The sequence below is a fragment of the Rhodococcus sp. MSC1_016 genome, assembly GCF_023667485.2.
Classification (GTDB): Bacteria; Actinomycetota; Actinomycetes; order Mycobacteriales; family Mycobacteriaceae; genus Rhodococcus_F; species Rhodococcus_F oxybenzonivorans.
This window is the reverse complement of the sequence record NZ_JAMOZI020000001.1, coordinates 1,145,771-1,164,565: the sequence shown is the minus strand read 5'-3', so window position 1 is coordinate 1,164,565 and position 18,795 is coordinate 1,145,771. Positions and strand designations below refer to the sequence as shown.

Sequence of the window (18,795 nt, the reverse complement as noted above, 5' to 3'; positions counted from 1 at the left end):
TAGCAAAGGTTCCGCATATCCGCGCACCGAGGCCATTAATTGGACAATTGTTCAAAATACTCTAGGTCTATCGCGAAGACCCTCGCCACTTGGAGTTATCGAGTAATTCACACTGCACGGTACCGAAGGCGGGTTATGCGCCGATTCAGTGAACTCGAGGTATTTACCGAGGCGGAAATACCACCGGGGTCGGCTCCGGCCCGTCCTGGCGGCGGAAGAGACGAGCTCTCCCACCGCCCGGACGATGCCTCAGCGTCCGGCTCGCGACCGCGCCTGTGCCACCAAGCCGGTCAGTGCCGCTACCCAGCACTGCCCGAAGTCGTCCACCTCGGAGGCCGTCAGAATTCCCGGGGGGAACGACATGAACGCCGTCAACTGCCGACCATCCGCGGTATCGGTGATCACCGATTGGATGTCGAGCACCGCCTGGGCCGGCATCTCACTGTTCACCTGTCCACCCGTCACCGAGGTCTCGAAATCGGGCAGCCAGTCCAGGCCCTGCGCCGCCTCGGGAATTTCCGCAGCATTGACGCGGCCGATGTAGTTGAACACGATCTGCGGTTCCGGCCAATTGCTCATGACCGCGGCGGTCTCCGGGTTCAGGTAACGCAGCAACCCGTAGCCGATGCCCTTGTCAGGTACCGCACCGAGCTGATTCCGTACCGCCTGTACCGCGGCTGCCGCACTCGGGCCACCCTCGATCGCCTCACCGATATCGACCCCTGCGAGATCGAGTCGAGCCGGATACATCGTGGTGAACCAGCCGACCGTACGGGACAAATCTGCACCGGGAACCACTGATTCTTCGCGACCGTGGCCCTCGAGAGTGACTACCGCCGACGGCTCGTCGATCCCACGGCCCTGCCGCCAGGCGGCCACCGCGAGTGCGAGGGCCGCGGCGAGCACGTCACCGATTTCCGCGTCGAGTGCGCCGGGAGCCGTCCCGAGCAAGGCCTCGGTGACCGGGGCCGGCACATCGACCCGGGTGCGCTCGAGAGTGCTGATGACGTCGGACCGAAGATCCAGTTCCCGCGACCCCAGCAGGGGGTCCGGGCCGGTGAGCATCCGCTCCCACACGGCCAGTTCGGCCACCCGCTCCGGACTCACGGCTGCCTCGAGGAGGCCGTCGGTCCACCGCCGCAGTGACGTTCCCACCGGCTCCAGCGACGGCGTCTGCCCCGCTGCGATCTGGGCACCGGCCGTTGCGAGGTCCGGGACCAGGATGCGCCACGAGACCGAGTCGATCACGAGGTGATGGGGCACCACCAGCAGTCGGCCCGCCCGGCTCGAATCGGCCGGGTCGAACCACACGAACTGGAGCATCGAACCTGTTCGGGGGTCGAGCCGGTCGAGCGCCTGCGCGAAGGCGGCACTCGCCACCTCGTCGAACTCCGGGGAACCGGGCTCGGCGGTGACGGCGACACGCTCCACGGCACCGTCGAGGTCGACACTGCCGGCGGGTGCGATCTCGAGGGCAGGCTCCGGCGACTCCGACACCAGCGTGGCACGGAGAGCGTCGTGCTTGTCCACCACCGCAGAGAGTGTCGCGATCAGCTGGTCACGTCCGATGCCGGCAGGAAGCGTCACCATCAGCGGCATCACGAAGCGGTCGAAATTCCCACCGCGCTCGACCATCTTCCGGGCGACCGGAGTGAGCGGCACCGTGCCGACACCGCCGCCCTCGTATTCCTGCAACGCAGCTGCCGCGGACTCGCCCGAATCGGCGACCGCCGCCAGCTCGGCGACGGTGCGCCGCTCGAACACGTCGCGTGCGGTGAAGTGGATCCCGGCCGACCGTGCCCGCGCCACCAGCTGAATGGAGACGATGCTGTCGCCACCGAGCTCGAAGAACGAGTCGTCGACACCCACGCGGTCCCGCCCGAGCAGTTCCGCGAAGATCGACGCCAGCGCCCGTTCGCTGTCGGTGCGCGGCGCCCGGAACTGGGCCGCCGAGGCGAAGTCGGGCACCGGTAGGGCACGCCGGTCGAGCTTGCCGCTGGTACCCAGTGGCAGTTCGGCCAGAACCATCACGGCGTCCGGCAGCATGTAGTCGGGCAACAATTCTGCGACGAACCCCGTGAGCGCAGCCGTGTCGACAGCCGAACCCGGCTTCGGGACGACGTACGCCACGAGCCGTGCGCCGACCTCACTGTCCCGCACGATCACAGCCGCCTGCGCCACGGTGGTGTGGCGCACGAAGGCCTCCTCCACCTCACCGAGTTCGATACGCAGGCCGCGGACCTTCACCTGGAAGTCGGTACGGCCGACGAACTCGAGTTCACCACTCTCGTTCCACCGCACGAGGTCACCGGTGCGGTACATCCGTGCGCCGTCGACGCCGAAGGGGTCGGCGACGAATCGTTCGGCGCTCAGTGCAGCGCTGTTGATGTATCCGCGCGCCAGCTGGGCCCCGTCGAGGTACAGCTCACCGGGCACACCGATCGGCGACGGCGTCAAGTGCGCGTCGAGCACGTAGGCCCGGGTGTTCCAGACCGGGCCACCGATCGGCGCGATGGTCCCGGTGCGCGAACGGTCCACGACCTGAGCCGCCGAGTTGATTGTGACCTCGGTCGGTCCGTACAGGTTGACCAGCTCGGCGGAACCAATCCGTGCGAGCCGATCCGCCGCCGACTGCGGAAGTGGTTCACCGCCGGCGAAGACCAGCCGCAGCGAACCGCACAGGTCGGCCGTGGCCGCGTCGAGGAACATCGTCAGGACCGACGGAACGAACTGGACCACGGTCACCGACTCCGCGCCCACCGTCTTCGCCATGTACTCGGGGTCGCGGTGACCGTCCGGGGAAGCGACGACGAGGGTGCCGCCGACCACTAACGGCAAGAACAGCTCCCACACCGAGGCGTCGAACGTGAAGGGTGTTTTCTGCAGGACCACGTCCTCGGCACCGATGCCGTACTCGTCCCGCATCCACTCGAGCTGGTTGGCCAGCGCCGAATGCGGAATCGCCACACCCTTGGGGCGTCCCGTCGAACCGGACGTGTACAGCGCGTACGCCAGGTTCTCCGGGTGGAGTTCACCGAGCCGCTCGGCATCCTCGACTGCAGTGTCGGCGTAGCCGGAGAGGTCGAAGTCCTCCACCAGATACACGGGCACGTCGACGTCGAGATTGGCGATGTCGTCGGCAACGCTCAGCACACACGTCGGGGCAGCGCTGTCCACCACGTAGGTGGTCCGGTCGGCCGGATGCTCCGGGTCGATCGGCACGTATGCACCACCCGCCGCGTGCACGGCGTACAGGCTGATCACCATGTCGAGGGAGCGTCGCATCGCGATGCCGACCACCGAGTCCGGTCCCACGCCCAGCGCGATCAGGTGACGGGCCAGCCGGTTCACCCGCGCGTCGAACTGCGCGTAGCTCAGTCGATCCTGCCCGGCGACCACGGCGGTCGCATCCGGGGTGCGCGCGACCTGAGCACGGAGCATCGAGGTCACGGACTGGGCGGAGACGCCGTGCGCGGTGTCGTTCCACCGGGACAGGACGAGGTCGCGTTCCTCCACCGCCAGCAGGTCGAGATCGCCGACCAGCGTGGCACCGCCGGCAGCGATGGTGTGCAGGATGCGGTCCAGGCGTGCCCCGATCCGCTCGACAGTGTCTGCCCCGAACACGTCCGGGAGGTACTTCAGTACCAGCTGGACCTCGGCGTCCGACTGCGCCAGGAGGCTCAGCGGGTAATGCGAGGCGTCGCTGATCTGCGCACCGGTGACCCGCAACCCGTCGATGTCGCTGGACTCGGTGAGACCGGCCCGATCGATCGGGTACGACTCGAACACCGTCAACGTGTCGAACAGTCCGCCGATTCCGGCGATCTGCTGGATCTCGGGCAGCCCGATGTGGTGATGCTCGAGCAGGGCCGACTGTTCGGCCTGGAGACGCTCGAGAAGCCCGAGGAGCGACTCGCGGGGATCGATGCGCACGCGGATCGGGATCGTGTTGATGAACAGGCCCACCATCGATTCGATGCCGTTGACCTCCGGCGGACGACCCGACACCGTGGCACCGAAGACGACGTCTTCGGACGCCGTCATCCGGGACAGGAGCAGACCCCACGCTGCCTGGACGATGGTGTTCATCGTCAGGCCACGATCCCGGGCGACGCGCGCCAGGTTCTCGCTGACCGCCGGACCGAGGCGTACCGCGAACTCGGCGGGCTCGGGGCGTACCGGACCGCTGGGTGCGGGGGCGAGCACGGTGGGACCGTCCAGCCCGGCAAGTGCGTGCGCCCAGGCCGTGTGTGAGGCGTGCGTGTCACGCGCGGACTGCCAGCTGAGGAAGTCGCGGTAGCCACGTACCCGCGGCAACACCGAGCTGTCTCCCCGGGTGGCGTACAACACCAACAAGTCCTTCATCAGCAACGGCATCGACCATCCGTCGAGCAGGATGTGGTGGTTGCTGATGGAGAAGCTGCAGGTATCCGGCCCCGTGCGAATCAGCAGGAATCGCATCAACGGGGGCCGCGCCATGTCGAAGCGAGCCGAGCGGTGCTCACCCAGAAGGGTGCTCATCCGTTCTTCACGTGCCGCCTCGGACAGTCCGGACAGGTCGATTTCTTCCCAGGGCAGTTCCACGGAATCGACGACCACCTGCACCGCTTCCCCGGCATCGTCGGTGACGAAGGCGGTACGCAGGTTCGCGTGACGCGCGATGAGCGCCTCGGCGGCAGCCCGCAATCGGGCGGCATCGACGGTGCCTGCGAGGCCGAGCACCACCTGTGCGGTGTACACGTCGACGGCGTCCTCGGCGAGCACCGAGTGGAAGAACATGCCGGACTGCAGCGGTGCCAGCGGCCACACGTCGGAGGCCTCCGGGTAGCGCTGTTCCAGGATCTCGAGATCGTGCTGGGTCACGGTGACGAGCGGGACGTCCGACGGGGTCAGGCCGCCGCCCTCGGGCCGTGACGCGTGCTCTGCCAACGCAGCCGCCGCCGCGTGCCAGAGTTCGGCCAGCTCCCAGACGTCGGATTCGTCGAGGATCTCCTCGGCGAACGCGATCTTCGCCTCGAGTTGGGGACCCGATGCCGATTCGGAGGTGACGGCGTTGATGCTGAGCACAGCAGGCGCGACCATCTCGTCGTCCATTGCGCCGCCGAACTCGCCCGAGTCGCTGTCGGGGACCCAGCCGAGGTCCCGGATTTCCTCCGGGAGGTCGACCGAACCCGCGCGACCGAGATAGTTGAAGCCGATCTGCGGCGTCGGCAGCGCTGCCAGCGCCGGGGCGGTCTCCTCGTTCAGGTAGCGCAGCAAGCCGAAGCCCATGCCGCGGTCCGGGACCGCCAGCAGCTGTTCCTTGACGGCCTTCAGCGCCGCACCCGCAGACCGTCCGCCGTCGAACGCCTCGGCCAGGTCGGCACGTGAGACATCGAGGCGCACGGGGAACAGGCTGGTGAACCAGCCCACGGTCCGCGACAGGTCGGCACCCGGGACAACGGATTCTTCACGGCCGTGGCCCTCGAGATTGATGAGCACCGACTGGTCGCCCGGGGCGTCGTCGACTCCGGTCTTGTTCCTGCGCCACTGCGCGACAGCGAGCGCGAGCGCCGCGAGAAGGCCGTCGTTGACGCCGCCGTTCACGGACTGCGGGATCGAGGTCAGCAACGCCTGCGTCACCGGTGTGGAGAAGGTCATGCTCAGACTGTGCGTCCGGGCGATCACATCCCGCTCCGGGTCGAAGGCCCGCTTGCCCAGCAGCGGATCGGTGCCGTCGAGCATGGTCCGCCAGAAGTCGAGTTCGGCCACGCGGTGCGGAGACTTCGCTTCCTCCACCAACCCGTGCGCCCACGCCCGCACCGACGAGCCGACCGGCTCGAGCCGCGGCTTCTCGCCCCGCGCGACCTGTGATCCCGCGGTGGCGAAGTCGGGCAACAACACTCGCCACGACACACCGTCGACGACGAGGTGGTGCGCCAGCACCAGCAGTCGTCCGCTCTGTCCGGGCAGCGACTCGGCGGGAGCGAACCAGACGAATTCCGTCATCCGCCCCGATGCGGGATCGAGTCGGCTCGCGGCGCGGTCGAGTGCCGCACGCCCCAGCCGCTCGAATGCCTCGGTCCCCGGCTTGTCGGTGAACTCGACGCGTTCGAACAGCTCATCGGCGCCGAGAGCCTCGCCGACGGGCAGTGTGTCGAACACCCACTCGTTCCCCGAGCGGGTCAACCGGGATCGGAGGATGTCGTGGTGACTCAGGATCGCGTCCACGGTCTCCACCAGCTGCTCCCGGGTCACGCCTGCGGGCGTGGTCAGCAGAACCGCCTGCGAGAACCTGTCGAATCGGCCCGCGCTTTCGGTCAGCCAGTGCGCAATCGGCGTGAGGGGTATCGAACCGACTCCGCCGCCGGGCAGTTCCTCGAGGGTCACCGACTCCACGTCGGTGGCCCAGGCGGCGACGTCGGCGAGTTCGGCAACAGTCTTGCGCTCGAACACGTCTCGCGCCGAGAACAGGACACCGGCGTTCTTGGCCCGCGTGGTCAGCTGGATCGACACGATGCTGTCGCCGCCGAGGGCGAAGAACGAATCGTCGACGCTGACCCTCTCCACACCGAGGACCTGCGCGAAGACGTCGGCGATGGCCTTCTCCATCGGCGTCGACGGCGCGCGGAACTCGGTGGCGACCGATACGAACCGGGGTTCCGGTAGTGCCTTGCGGTCCAACTTTCCTGCGGGTGTCAGCGGCACCGAGTCGATCGGCATGATCGACGAGGGCACCATGTAGCCCGGCAGTGTCTCGGACACGAACGCGGACAACTCGGCGACGTCGATCGACGCGCCCGGGGCAGGCATCACGTAGGAGACGAGGACGGTCTGACCGGTCTGCTCACGATGATGGCCGAGAGTGACCGCGAAGTCCACGCTCGGATGCCTTCCGAGTTCGGCATCGATCTCGCCGAGCTCGATCCGGAATCCGCGGACCTTCACCTGGAAATCGGATCGACCGACGTAGTCGAGGACGAGCTCGCCCTGTCCTTCCGATCCTTCGTCGTCGGCGTAGACCCAGCGGACGACGTCGCCCGTGCGGTACAGCCGCTCCCCCGGACCACCGAACGGGTTGGCGACGAAACGCTCTGCAGTGAGGGCGAATCGGTTGTGGTAGCCGCGTGCCACGCTCGGCCCCGCCACGTAGAGCTCACCCGCGACACCGACCGGGACGGGGCTGAGCCGGGAGTCGAGCACGACCACGTCGACACCGCGCGTCGGACCGCCGATGGTGACGGGCCGATCGGCCCTCATCGGGGCGCTCGACGTGCTCCAGATCGTCGCTTCGGAGGGGCCGTACAGGTTGTACATGCGCCGGCCGGGCGCCCACCGCTGCATCAGCTCGGGCGGGCAGGCCTCACCGGCCACCGACAGAACCTCGATGCCGCCCAGGCCGGCGGGATCCACCGTCGTCAGCGCCGCCGGGGTGATGAAGGCGTGGCTGACCTCCTGCTCCCTGAGCAGTCGGGCCAGTTCCTCGCCGCCGTACACGACCCCGGAGGCGATGACCATCGTCGACGAGGCGGCAACGGCCAGAAGCAATTCGAACACGGACGCGTCGAAGCTCGGCGACGCGAAGTGCAGGACCCTCGACTGCGGCGTGAGCCCCAGCCGTTCGACCTGTTCCCGCGTGACGTTCGCCAGCCCGGTGTGGGTGACGACGACGCCCTTCGGCAGACCGGTCGAGCCCGAGGTGTAGATGACATATGCGGCGTCGTCCACCCGCGTGGGACGGATTCGGGTGTCGTCGGTGACGGCCTCGGACGAGACGTGGGCGCATGCACTGTCCATGTCTTCGTCGCCCAGGACGAGCCACCGCACCGTGTCCGGCAGGTCGGTGCTGTGCGCCGCCGTGGTCAGGCCGATCTCCACGCGGGAATCGGTGACCATGTGCAGAATGCGGTCGTACGGGTAGCTCGGGTCGACGGGCACGAAGGCGGCACCCGTCTTCGCGACCGCCCAGATCGAGAGGATCGACTCCACCGATCGGGTGAGTGCAAGAGCCACGAAATCGTCCGAACCGATTCCGCGGCCGATCAGTACCCGGGCCAGACGGTTCGAGCGCTCGTCGAGTTCGCGGTATGTGACCTGCTGGTTCCCGCACACGACCGCCACAGCCTCGGGGTTCGCCTCCGCCGCGGCGGCGAGGATACGGGCCAACGTCTGCGGCGGAACCGATGCTGCACCGCGCACGGGCGCGAGGACCCGCTGCTCGTCGTTGTTCAGGACCTCGATGTCACCGATGACCACCGAGGCGTCGCGAGTGATCGCCTCGAGGATGAGGCGGAACCGGAACGCGAACGCGGCGATGGTGCGTTCGTCGAACAGGTCGGTGGCGTAGGTGAACACCGCGCGCATAGGCGCGGAGCCGCCGGTGCCCGCGGGCTCTCCGGCGGCGTCCGCGAGGGTCAGCTGGAGATCGAACTTGGCCGCGCTGACTCCCCCGTCGAGACCCTCGACGGTCAACCCCGGAAGTTCGAGGTGGGCCTGCTCGACGTTCTGGAAGGCCAGCGCAACCTGGAACAGCGGCGAGAAGGCGGTCGACCGCTCCGGCTGCAGAATCTCCACCAGACGCTCGAACGGCACATCGGTGTGCGTGAACGCGCCGAGGTCGTGCTGGCGGACCTGCGCGAGCAGATCGGCGAATCGGTCGTCGACATCCACCTGCGAGCGCAGCACCAGGGTATTGACGAACATGCCGACGAGGTCGTCGAGAGCTGCCTCACCGCGTCCTTCTATCGCGGTGCCGATGGCGATGTCCTGCGTTGTGCTGAGCCGGGCCAACAGGACTGACAACGCGGCGTGCGCCACCATGAACAGCGACGCATTGTGCTCGCGGGCGAGCACGCCGAGGCGTCGACGGAGTTCCGCATCGATCTCGAATTCGAAGTTGGCGCCTCGCATCGACTGGGCCGGGGGCCGAGGTCGGTCCGTCGGCAGCGGCAGCACGTCCGGCAACCCGGCCAGGGTCTCGCGCCAGTAGTCGATTTGCTTCGCGGCCAACGAGTCCGGGGCGTTCTCGTCGCCGAGCAGTTCATGCTGCCACAACGCGAAATCGGCGTACTGGACGTCGAGCGGGGCCCAGTTGGGTTCGGATCCGGCGGCCCGGGCGCTGTAGGCGACCACGACGTCACGCGCCAGCGGCGCCGTCGAGGCACCGTCCGCGGAGATGTGGTGGACGACGATCACCAGCACGTGATGCTCGGAGTCGAGCCGCAGGAGGCGGGCCCGGACGGGTACTGCCTTCGCGACATCGAATCCGGCGGTGACGAGGGCGATCACGTGGTTCCGCAGACCGTCCTCGTCGGCGACGCTCTCGACTTCGAGTTCCGTGAACGCCTCGGCGCGGGACACGACGACCTGCCCGGGACCCTCTCCCGTGTCCGGGTAGCGGGTGCGCAGGGTCTCGTGCCGTTCGACGACGTCCCCGAGGGCCTGTTCGAGCGCCCGGACGTCGAGTTCGCCGGTCAACCGAATGGCGAGCGGGATGTTGTAGGCCGCCGATGCGGTGTCGAACTGGTTGATGAACCACATCCGAGACTGCGCCGGGGACAACGGGATCCGCGCCGGACGCGGTTGCGGGACCAGCGCAGGCCGGCCGACCCCCGTCGAATCGGATTGCTCGACCCGTGCGGACAGGGCGATCACGCTGGGCGCCTCGAAAAGCTCACGCACACCGATCGAGGAATCGAGTGCGGCGTTCACCCGGGCCACCACACGGGTGGCCACGAGCGAGTTGCCACCCAGGTCGAAGAAGCTGGAATCGACACTGACACGCTCGTGGCCGAGCACGTCCGCGAACACTCCCGCGACGATCTCCTCGACCGGGGTCCGCGGCGCCTTGTACTGGTCCGAAACCCCCGCGAACTCGGGCTCGGGCAGCGCCTTGCGGTCGATCTTGCCGTTGATGTTGAGGGGCAACCGGGCGAGCGTCACGAGTGCCGCCGGAACCATGTATCCCGGCACCGAGCGGCCGACGGATCCGAGCACGTCCGCGATGTCGAGTGCATCTCCGGACTCCGGCACGACGTAACCGACCAGCCGGTCACCGGTGTGGCGATCGCTGTGCACGACGACGACTGCCTGAGCCACCGCGGGGTGCGCGAGAAGCGCGCGCTCGATCTCGCCGAGCTCGATGCGGAATCCACGGACCTTCACCTGGAAGTCGGAGCGGCCCACATAGTCGAGGTTGCCGTCCCTATTCCACCGCACCAGGTCACCGGTCCGGTACATCCGGGCACCCGAAGGCCCGAAGGGGTTGGCCACGAACCGTTCCGCGGTGAGGTCGTGGCGGCCGAAGTAGCCGCGCGCCAGCTGGTCACCCGCCAGATAGAGCTCACCTGTCACGCCGGCAGGCACGGGGTGCAGCCGGGTGTCGAGAACGTACGTCTGCGTGTTCCACTCGGGCCGCCCGATCGGGACGGAACCGCCCCGTTCGACGCCGCACCGGTAGTGCGTGACGCTGACCGCCGCCTCGGTCGGGCCGTACAGGTTGAAGATTTCGGCACCGCTGACGTCCCGCAGGCGCTGCACGGTGTCGGCCGGAAGAGCCTCACCGATGCAGAGAACCCGTCGCAACGACGCGAGCTGGGCAGACTCCGCCACCGAGACGAAAGCCGCGAGCAGCGACGGAACGAAGTGCACGTTCGTGACTTGCTGCTCGGCAACGAGTCCGGCGAGGTACGACGGATCTCGGTGACCGTCCGGCTTGGCGACGACGAGCCGTGCCCCCGAGGTCAGCGCCCACCAGAACTCCCACACGGAGAGGTCGAAGGTGGCCGCTGTCTTCAGCAGCACCGCATCGTCGGCGGTCAGGGGGTACTCGTCCTGCTTCCATCGCAATTGGTTCGCGATGGCACCGTGCGTGATGGTCACGCCCTTGGGCCGGCCGGTCGAGCCGGACGTGTAGATCACATAGGCCGCATGGGTCGACCGCAACGGTGCCCGGCGATCGGCATCGGTGATCGCCGTGTCCGCCGCCCCGGTGAGGTCGAGCTCGTCGAGGACGACGACATCGACACCCGTCGGCAGCGACGCGACGACGCTCCGGAGGGTCAGCACACACACGGGTTGCGCGCTGCCGAGCACGTACGCCGTCCGCTCGACGGGATGATCCGGATCGATCGGCAGGTACACGCCGCCGGCCTGCGCAATGGCATACATCCCGACCAGCAGTTCCACCGACCGCGGAAGGGCAAGGCCCACGACGGTTTCCGGTCCCACACCCAGATCGATGAGGTGGCGAGCGAGCCGGTAGACCCGTGCAGCGAATTCGCCATAGGTCAGCGACTCGTCCTCGAACACGACCGCGGTGGCGTCCGGATCCCTAACGGCCGCGGCGGTGAACATATCGGCGAGTGTCGTCTCGGGCAGTGCCCGTGCCGTGTCGTTGAACCCCGACACCACCTGGGCGCGCTCGTCGTCCCCGATCAACGGCAGATCACCGACAGCGACCTGCGGTGACGCGACGGCAGCCGAGAGCACCCGCACGAACCGATCCGCGAAGCTCTGCACGGTTACCGCGTCGAACAGGTCGGTGGCGTAGGTGAACACACCGGACATCTCCTCGCCCTCGGGGCTGTCCCCGAGGATGAGGTGCAGGTCGAACTGAGCTGTGTCGCCTTCCATGTCGAGCGGTGCGACGGTCAGGTCGGGTAGCTGCAGGTCGGACTTTGTCGTGTTCTGGAACGAGTAGCCCACCTGGAAGATCGGGTGATGGGCCATCGAACGTGCCGGATTGAGCACCTCGACCAGCCGCTCGAACGGCACGTCGGCGTGCGAGAACGCCTCGAGGTCCGCTTCACGTGCACGGTCGAGGATCTCGTCGAAACTCTGCCCGTCGTCCACCTGCACGCGCAGGGCGAGGGTGTTGACGAACATGCCGACGACGTCGTCGAGTTCACGCTCACCGCGGCCGGCGATCGGCGTTCCGACCGAGATGTCGTCGGTGCCCGACAGCCTGCTCAGGAGCACCGCGAATGCCGCGTGGACGGCCATGAACACACTGGCGTTGTGCCCTCGGGCGAGCGCCGCCAGGCCTCGGTGCAGCGCCGCGTCGATCGTGAAATCGACCCTCGCTCCGCGCAGCGACTGCACGGGCGGACGCGGGCGGTCGAGCGGAAGCTCGAGAAGGTCCGGCACACCGGCCAGCGCCTTCTTCCAGAAGTCGAGCTGTGCCGAGATGAGACTCTGCGGATCGTCTTCGCTGCCCAACAGTTCGCGCTGCCAGATCGCATAGTCGGCGTACTGCACGGGAAGCGGACCGAAGCCCGGCTCCCGTCCCGCTGCACGGGACGCGTACGCCACCATGACGTCGCGCACGAACGGTGCCGTCGACTCGCCGTCGGTGGACACGTGGTGCACGATGAGCGCGAGCACGTAGTCCTGAGGGGCAGTCTCGAACAACCGCATCCGGATCGGGGGAACGTCGGCGGTCACATCGAATCCCGCGGTGGCCATCTCCACCAGGCGGGAGCGTAGTTCGTCGCCCGTCACGGCAACCGGCGCGAGATCGACCGGTACCTGCTCGGCGGGGAGGATGACCTGATGGGGTCCGTCCGCGGAATCCGGGTAAGTGGTCCGCAGTGATTCGTGCCGTTCGAGCACGTCGAACACCGCGGCCCGCAGCGCCTCCACGTCGAGGGCGCCCGTCAACCGGACCGCCAACGGGATGTTGTAGGCCGCCGACTCGGGATCGAAGCGGTTGATGAACCACATTCGCGACTGCGCGAGGGAGAGGGGAATGTGATCCGGCCGCTTCCGTGGCCCGAGCACGGGTCGAACCTCGTCGCTGGTGGCAGTGGCCGAGATGCGGACGGCGAGCGAGGCCACGGTCGGCGCCTCGAACAACTCCCGGACACCCACCCGGAGCCCGAATGCCTGCCCCACCCGGGACACGACGCGAGTGGCGCTGAGCGAGTTGCCGCCGAGGTCGAAGAAACTGTCGTCCACGCTCACCGCGGACAGACCGAGGACCTCGCAGAAGATCGTGGCGACGGTCTCCTCGGCCGGTGTCGACGGTGCGCGGAACTCTGCACTCGAGGAGACGAACTCCGGCTCGGGCAGGCGCGCGCGGTCCAGCTTGCCGATTCCGGTCAACGGGATCTCGTCGAGCAGGATCACCACCGACGGCACCATGTACGGCGGAAGGGTCTCGCCGACAACCGTCTTCAGCGATTCCGGATCCACCGTCGCACCATCGACCGGCAGGACGTAGGACACGAGGGTCGTCAGGCCCGCGGGGTTCTCACGGCCCACGGTCACGGCGAACTCGATGTCCGGCTGGGCCGCCAGTGCGGCGTCGATCTCACCGAGCTCGACGCGGAACCCACGAACCTTCACCTGGAAGTCGGACCGGCCGACGTACTCCACGCGGTGGTCGTCCGCCCACCGCACCACGTCTCCGGTGCGGTACATGCGCGAGCCGGGCTCGCCGAACGGGTTGGCCACGAAACGCTCCGACGTGACCGCCGGACGGTTGTGGTATCCGCGCGTTACTGACGGTCCACAGATGTAGAGCTCGCCGGGAACGCCTTCGGGCACCGGGCGCAGGCGGGAGTCGAGGATGAGTGATTCGACACCGCGCAGCGGCTTACCGATCGTCACCCGTTCCCCGGCCACCATCGGTTCGGTGATCGTGACGATCACCGTGGTCTCGGTCGGCCCGTAAGCGTTACGCATCTCGCGGCCGGGCGCCCATCGGGCAACCAGTTCCGGTGTGCACGTGTCGCCGCCGACCACGACGGACCGCACGGAGTCGAGTCCCTCGGGATCGACGGTCATCAGTGCGGTCGGCGTCATGACGACGTTGTTGACCTGCTCACGGCGGATCAGGTCGGCGAGCTCGTCGCCGCCGTACACGTCCGCGGGTGAAATCACCAAAGTGGCGCCGGCACTGAACGCGGCGAGCATCTCACCGACCGAGGTGTCGAAGCTCGGCGACGCCACGTGCAGGAAACGCGAACTCGGCGACACGACGTAGTGCTCACGAACCTCGCTGGTGAGGTTCGTCAGACCGCGGTGGGTGACCACGACGCCCTTCGGTTTGCCCGTCGAGCCGGACGTGTAGATCAGGTACGCCGGGTGATCGACGGTCAGCTGACGGCGACGATCGGCGTCGCATACCGGAGCCGCCGACACCGTACGCGTCTGGTCGGCGAACTCGGGAGCATCGAGGACCATCCAGGACACCGTGTCCGGCAGGTCGTCTCGATGACGATCGACCGTGAGACCCAGGACAGCACCCGAATCGGACAGCATCTCGTTGATGCGCTCGAACGGAAGCTTCGGGTCGACGGGCAGGTAGGCGCCACCCGCCTTCGCGATCGACCAAATTCCCAGGATCGATTCCACGGAACGGGTGATGGCGAGCGCCACGTAGTTCTCCGGCCCCACTCCCCGATCGATCAGCACGCGCGCCAGCCGGTTCGACTGCTCGTCGAGTTCGCGGTAGGTGAGCTCACGGCCATCGAAGGACAACGCAACCGAATCCGGTGCGAGGTCCACGCCCGAACGCAGCAGCTCGGGCAGTGTCCGCGGTTCGAGTGACCGGGGACCGCGCACAGGTGCGATGGCAGCCTTCTCGGCCGCGTCGAGAATTTCGATGTCGCCGAGAATCACGTCCGGCTCGGTCGCCACCGCTCCGAGAATCCGGACGAACCGATCGGCGAACCTCTGCACCGTCCGCTCGTCGAACAGATCGGTCGCGTAGTTGAACGACGCGACGATGCCTGCCGCTCCCCCGTCGACGTAACGCTCACCCACACTGAGCTGGAGATCGAATTTCGCGACATCCAGCGGGGTCTCCAGGACCGAGACCTCGAGGCCGGGGAACTCGAGAGTCGAGCTACCGGTGTTGTTGAACGCCAGGGCAACCTGGAAGAGCGGTTGGTGGGCGGTGGAACGGGGGACGTTCAGCACGTCGACGAGCCGCTCGAACGGAATGTCTCCGTGTGCGAATGCCTCGAGGTCGGTCTCCCGAACCTGCGCCAGCAGCTCCAGGAACCGCAACTCCGAATTCACCGAACTACGCAGGACGAGGGTATTGACGAACATGCCGACCATCTCGTCGATCTCACGCACGCCGCGGCCCGCCACAGGCGTGCCGATGGCGAGATCGGTATTCGAGCTGAGCCGCTCGAGCAGTACGGCGAACGCGGCATGCACGACCATGAACATGCTCGCGTTGTGCCGGCGGGCGAGCGCCGCCAGTGCGCGATGCGTGTCCGGGTCGATGTCGAAGTCGAGCGTCGCCCCGCGCAGCGACTGCACGGGCGGACGCGGGCGGTCGGTGGGAAGTTCGAGCGACTCGGGAAGGTCGGCAAGTGCGTGACGCCAGTAGTCGACCTGGCGCGACGCGATCGACTCCGGGTCGGATTCGTCGCCGAGCACCTCACGCTGCCACAGCGCGAAATCCGCGTACTGCACGGGCAGTGGTTCCCAGCCCGGTGCGTCACCGCCGGCGCGGCTCACGTACGCCTGCATCATGTCCCGGAACAGTGGCGCCATCGAGGCGCCGTCCGCGGCAATGTGGTGGACGACGAGCACCAGAACGTGCTCGCCTCCACTCATCTGGAGGAGACGGACCCGGAACGGCACCGAGAGACTGACGTCGAAACCTGTGTTCGCGAGCGCACGCGCTCGCCGATAGGCGTCGGCCTCGTCCGTGGTCGGCTCGACGGCCAACGGCTCCACGGCCTCGGCGGTCGGAAGTATCACCTGATACGGACCATCGGGCGACTCGGGGAACAGGGTGCGCAGCGACTCGTGACGCTCCACCACGTCGGTGAGAGCAGCACCCAGCGCATCGATGTCGAGGTTTCCCCGCAGACGCACCGCCATCGGCAGGTTGTACGCCGCCGACTCGGTGTCGAACTGGTTGATGAACCACATCCGAGACTGCGCCAGTGACAGAGGGATTCGTTCCGGCCGCGGCCCCGCGGTCAACGGCAGGCGCTCGCGGTCGGCGTCGGCCGAGTGCTCGGCAACGGCCGCCACGCCCTCGACCGTCGGGTTTTCGAAGACCGAGCGGACAGTCAATTCCGTGCCGAGAGCCTCTTCGAGACGCGCCACCACCCGGGTGGCACTGAGGGAGTTTCCACCGAGGTCGAAGAACGAATCGGTGGCGCCGGCCCGTTCGATACCGAGAACGTCGGCGAAGACGCCGGCCACGATCTCTTCGAGCGGAGTACGGGGAGCGACGTACTCGTGGTCGTCGGAGTCGAAGTGCGGTTCGGGCAGCCGCTTACGATCCACTTTGCCGTTGTTGTTCAGCGGCATGGATTCGAGGACTACGAGGACGTCGGGAACCATGTGCGCGGGAAGGGTCTTCGCGAGCGAGGACAAGACTTCCCGCGAATCGATATCCCCGGCAGCCGGCACGGCGTAGGCGACGAGCCGCTGTCCCTGCGGGGTGTCCCGGACGACGACGACTGTCTGAGACACGTCGGGGTGCGCCAGCAGAGCGAACTCGATCTCGCCGAGTTCGATGCGCAGGCCGCGGATCTTGACTTGGAAGTCGGTCCTGCCCAGGAAGTCGTAGTTCTTGTCGCTTCGGCGCCGCACCAGGTCGCCGGTGCGGTACATCCTGGTGCCGGGAGCGCCGAACGGGTCCGCGATGAACCGCGTGGAGGTGATCCCGAACATGTTGCCGTAGCCGCGGCCGACCGCGATACCACCGACATAGAGCTCACCCGTCATACCGTCGGGAACCCGGCGAAGCCGGCCGTCCAGAACATACAGCGCCACGTTGTCGAGCGCGGGGCCGATGGGAAGCCGCAATTGATCGGACACCGCATCTTCGGGCGTGATGACGTAGGACGTGACGATGTCGGACGCTTCGGTAGGCCCGTAGCTGTTGTGGCAGCGGACTCCTCGGTCGAGGAACTTCTTGAGCGGCGCAGCCTTGACCGCCTCACCGCCGAGCGCGATGATGCGGACGCTACGAAGTTCCTCGTTCTGCTCGAGCTCTGCGACGATCTCGAAGGCGCCGGGCGCCATGTTGACCACCGTCAACTCGTTCTCGTCGATCTGACGGAGAATCGACTGGGGTTCGAATCCCTCGACCGCAAGGTGGATCGCTCCACCCGATGACAGCGTTCCCCACACCGTCTTCTGCGTCAGGTCGAATCCGGGTGCCGAGGAAACCAGGACGCCGTCGCCCTGCTCGAGCGCGAGTTGGCCGCGGAACCACACCATCATGTTGCAGAATCCGGCCATCGGCACCAGCGCAGGTTTGGGCCTACCGGTCGAACCGGATGTGGAGATGACGTAGGCCAGGCGAGCGCCGGATCCGTCCTCGGTCCAGTGATTGACGGGGTCGGAGTTCTCGTGTGCCGCCAACTCCGACGCCACGGTGGGGTCGTCGAGTACGAGAACGTCGGCCTCGACGTCGTCGGCGCCTGCCCACGCCGTCGTGGCGACAACGGCACGAGCACCACAGTCGTGGAGCATGGCGCCGATACGTTCCGCGGGGTAGGCCGGATCGATCGGTGCGTAGGCGGCGCCCGCTTTCCACGTTGCGAGCATGCCGATGATCCACTCGATCGAGCGGGGAACCACCAGGGCAACCACGTCGTCGGGACGGACACCGCGGGACGCCAGCTCACGGGCCAACTGATTGGCCCGGGCGTTCAATTCCCGGCGGGAGAGAGCGTGGCCGTTCCCCTTCAACGCAAGGGCGTCCGGACTTGCCCGGACCTGCTCCGACCAGCACTCCACGAGGTCGACGGGAAGCGCACCGGCGCGGCGATCCGACGCAGAAGTGGCTTCGGCGATCACCCCGGCGAGCATGCCGGCGAACTGATCCGCGAAACCTTCACCGGATGCTCCGTCGAGCAGACCCGGCAGCAAGGTCGACAAGGCCACCGTCACAGCAGCCTCCGGTCCGACACCGACGCTCGCAAGCGTACGCGCCAGCTCACCGGACTTCTCGTGCCATTGCCGGTAGGTCACATCGTTACCGTTGTGAGACAACGCAATACCGTGAGGATTGATCGATGCTGCCGCATCGAGCAACTCCGGCAGCGGCCGCGTCGCGAGCTCTTCCGCAACACTGTGCGACCCGAGCGATTCCACCGCGTCGCTGGAAGTGCCACCGAGTTCGGCATGTTCTGCGGCCGACAGGATGTCGATGTCACCCACGATCACCGAACTGTCCGCCACGACCGCATCGAGGATCGCCAGGAACCGAGACCGGTAGCCCTCGATCGTCGCTTCGTCGAAGATGTCCGTCGCGTAGCTGAACATCGCCTTCGTCGGACCGTCCGCGTCGGCGCCCTGCTCGTCGACGGCGAGGGTGAGATCGAACTTTGCCAGGTTGGCCTCGTTGTCGAGTGCCGTCACCGTCAGACCGGGCAGCTCGAGCTTGGCCGCCTCGTTGTTCTGGAAGGTCAGCGTCACCTGAACGAGCGGTGCGTAGGTGTTCGACCGCGCCGGGGCGAGTGCCTCGACGAGCCTTTCGAAGGGGATGTCGGTGTTTCCGAAAGCACCCAGATCCGTGTTGCGCACGCTGTCGAGCACATCGGCGAAGGTCGCCGACTGAGAGACCTCTGTCCGCAGCACCAGCGTGTTCACGAACATGCCGACCAGATCGTCCAGGGCGGCGTCGCCGCGGCCGGCGACGGGCGTACCGACCACGATGTCCTCGGTACCGCTCATTCGCGCCAGCAGTACGGCGAACGCCGCGTGTACCACCATGAACACGGAGGCCTGGTGCGCCTGCGCGACGTCCGCGAGGGCCGCTTTCAGGTCAGGACCGAACTCGAACTCGACTCGCGCAGACTGCGGAACCCGGTTGGGCGTGCGCTGGCG

Annotated in this window: 1 protein-coding gene (running past one end of the window); it reads right to left on the bottom strand. The window is 67.4% G+C overall.

Annotated features, from left to right (window positions below; all coding sequences use genetic code 11):
• Nucleotides 1-249 precede the first annotated feature (249 nt).
• Nucleotides 250-18,795: the 3' portion of a non-ribosomal peptide synthase/polyketide synthase gene (locus L1080_RS05245; protein ID WP_250768926.1), read on the bottom strand. Its footprint extends 15,231 nt past the window's final position; only the last 18,546 of its 33,777 coding nucleotides appear in the window; its start codon lies off the right edge, out of view; the stop codon is at nt 250-252.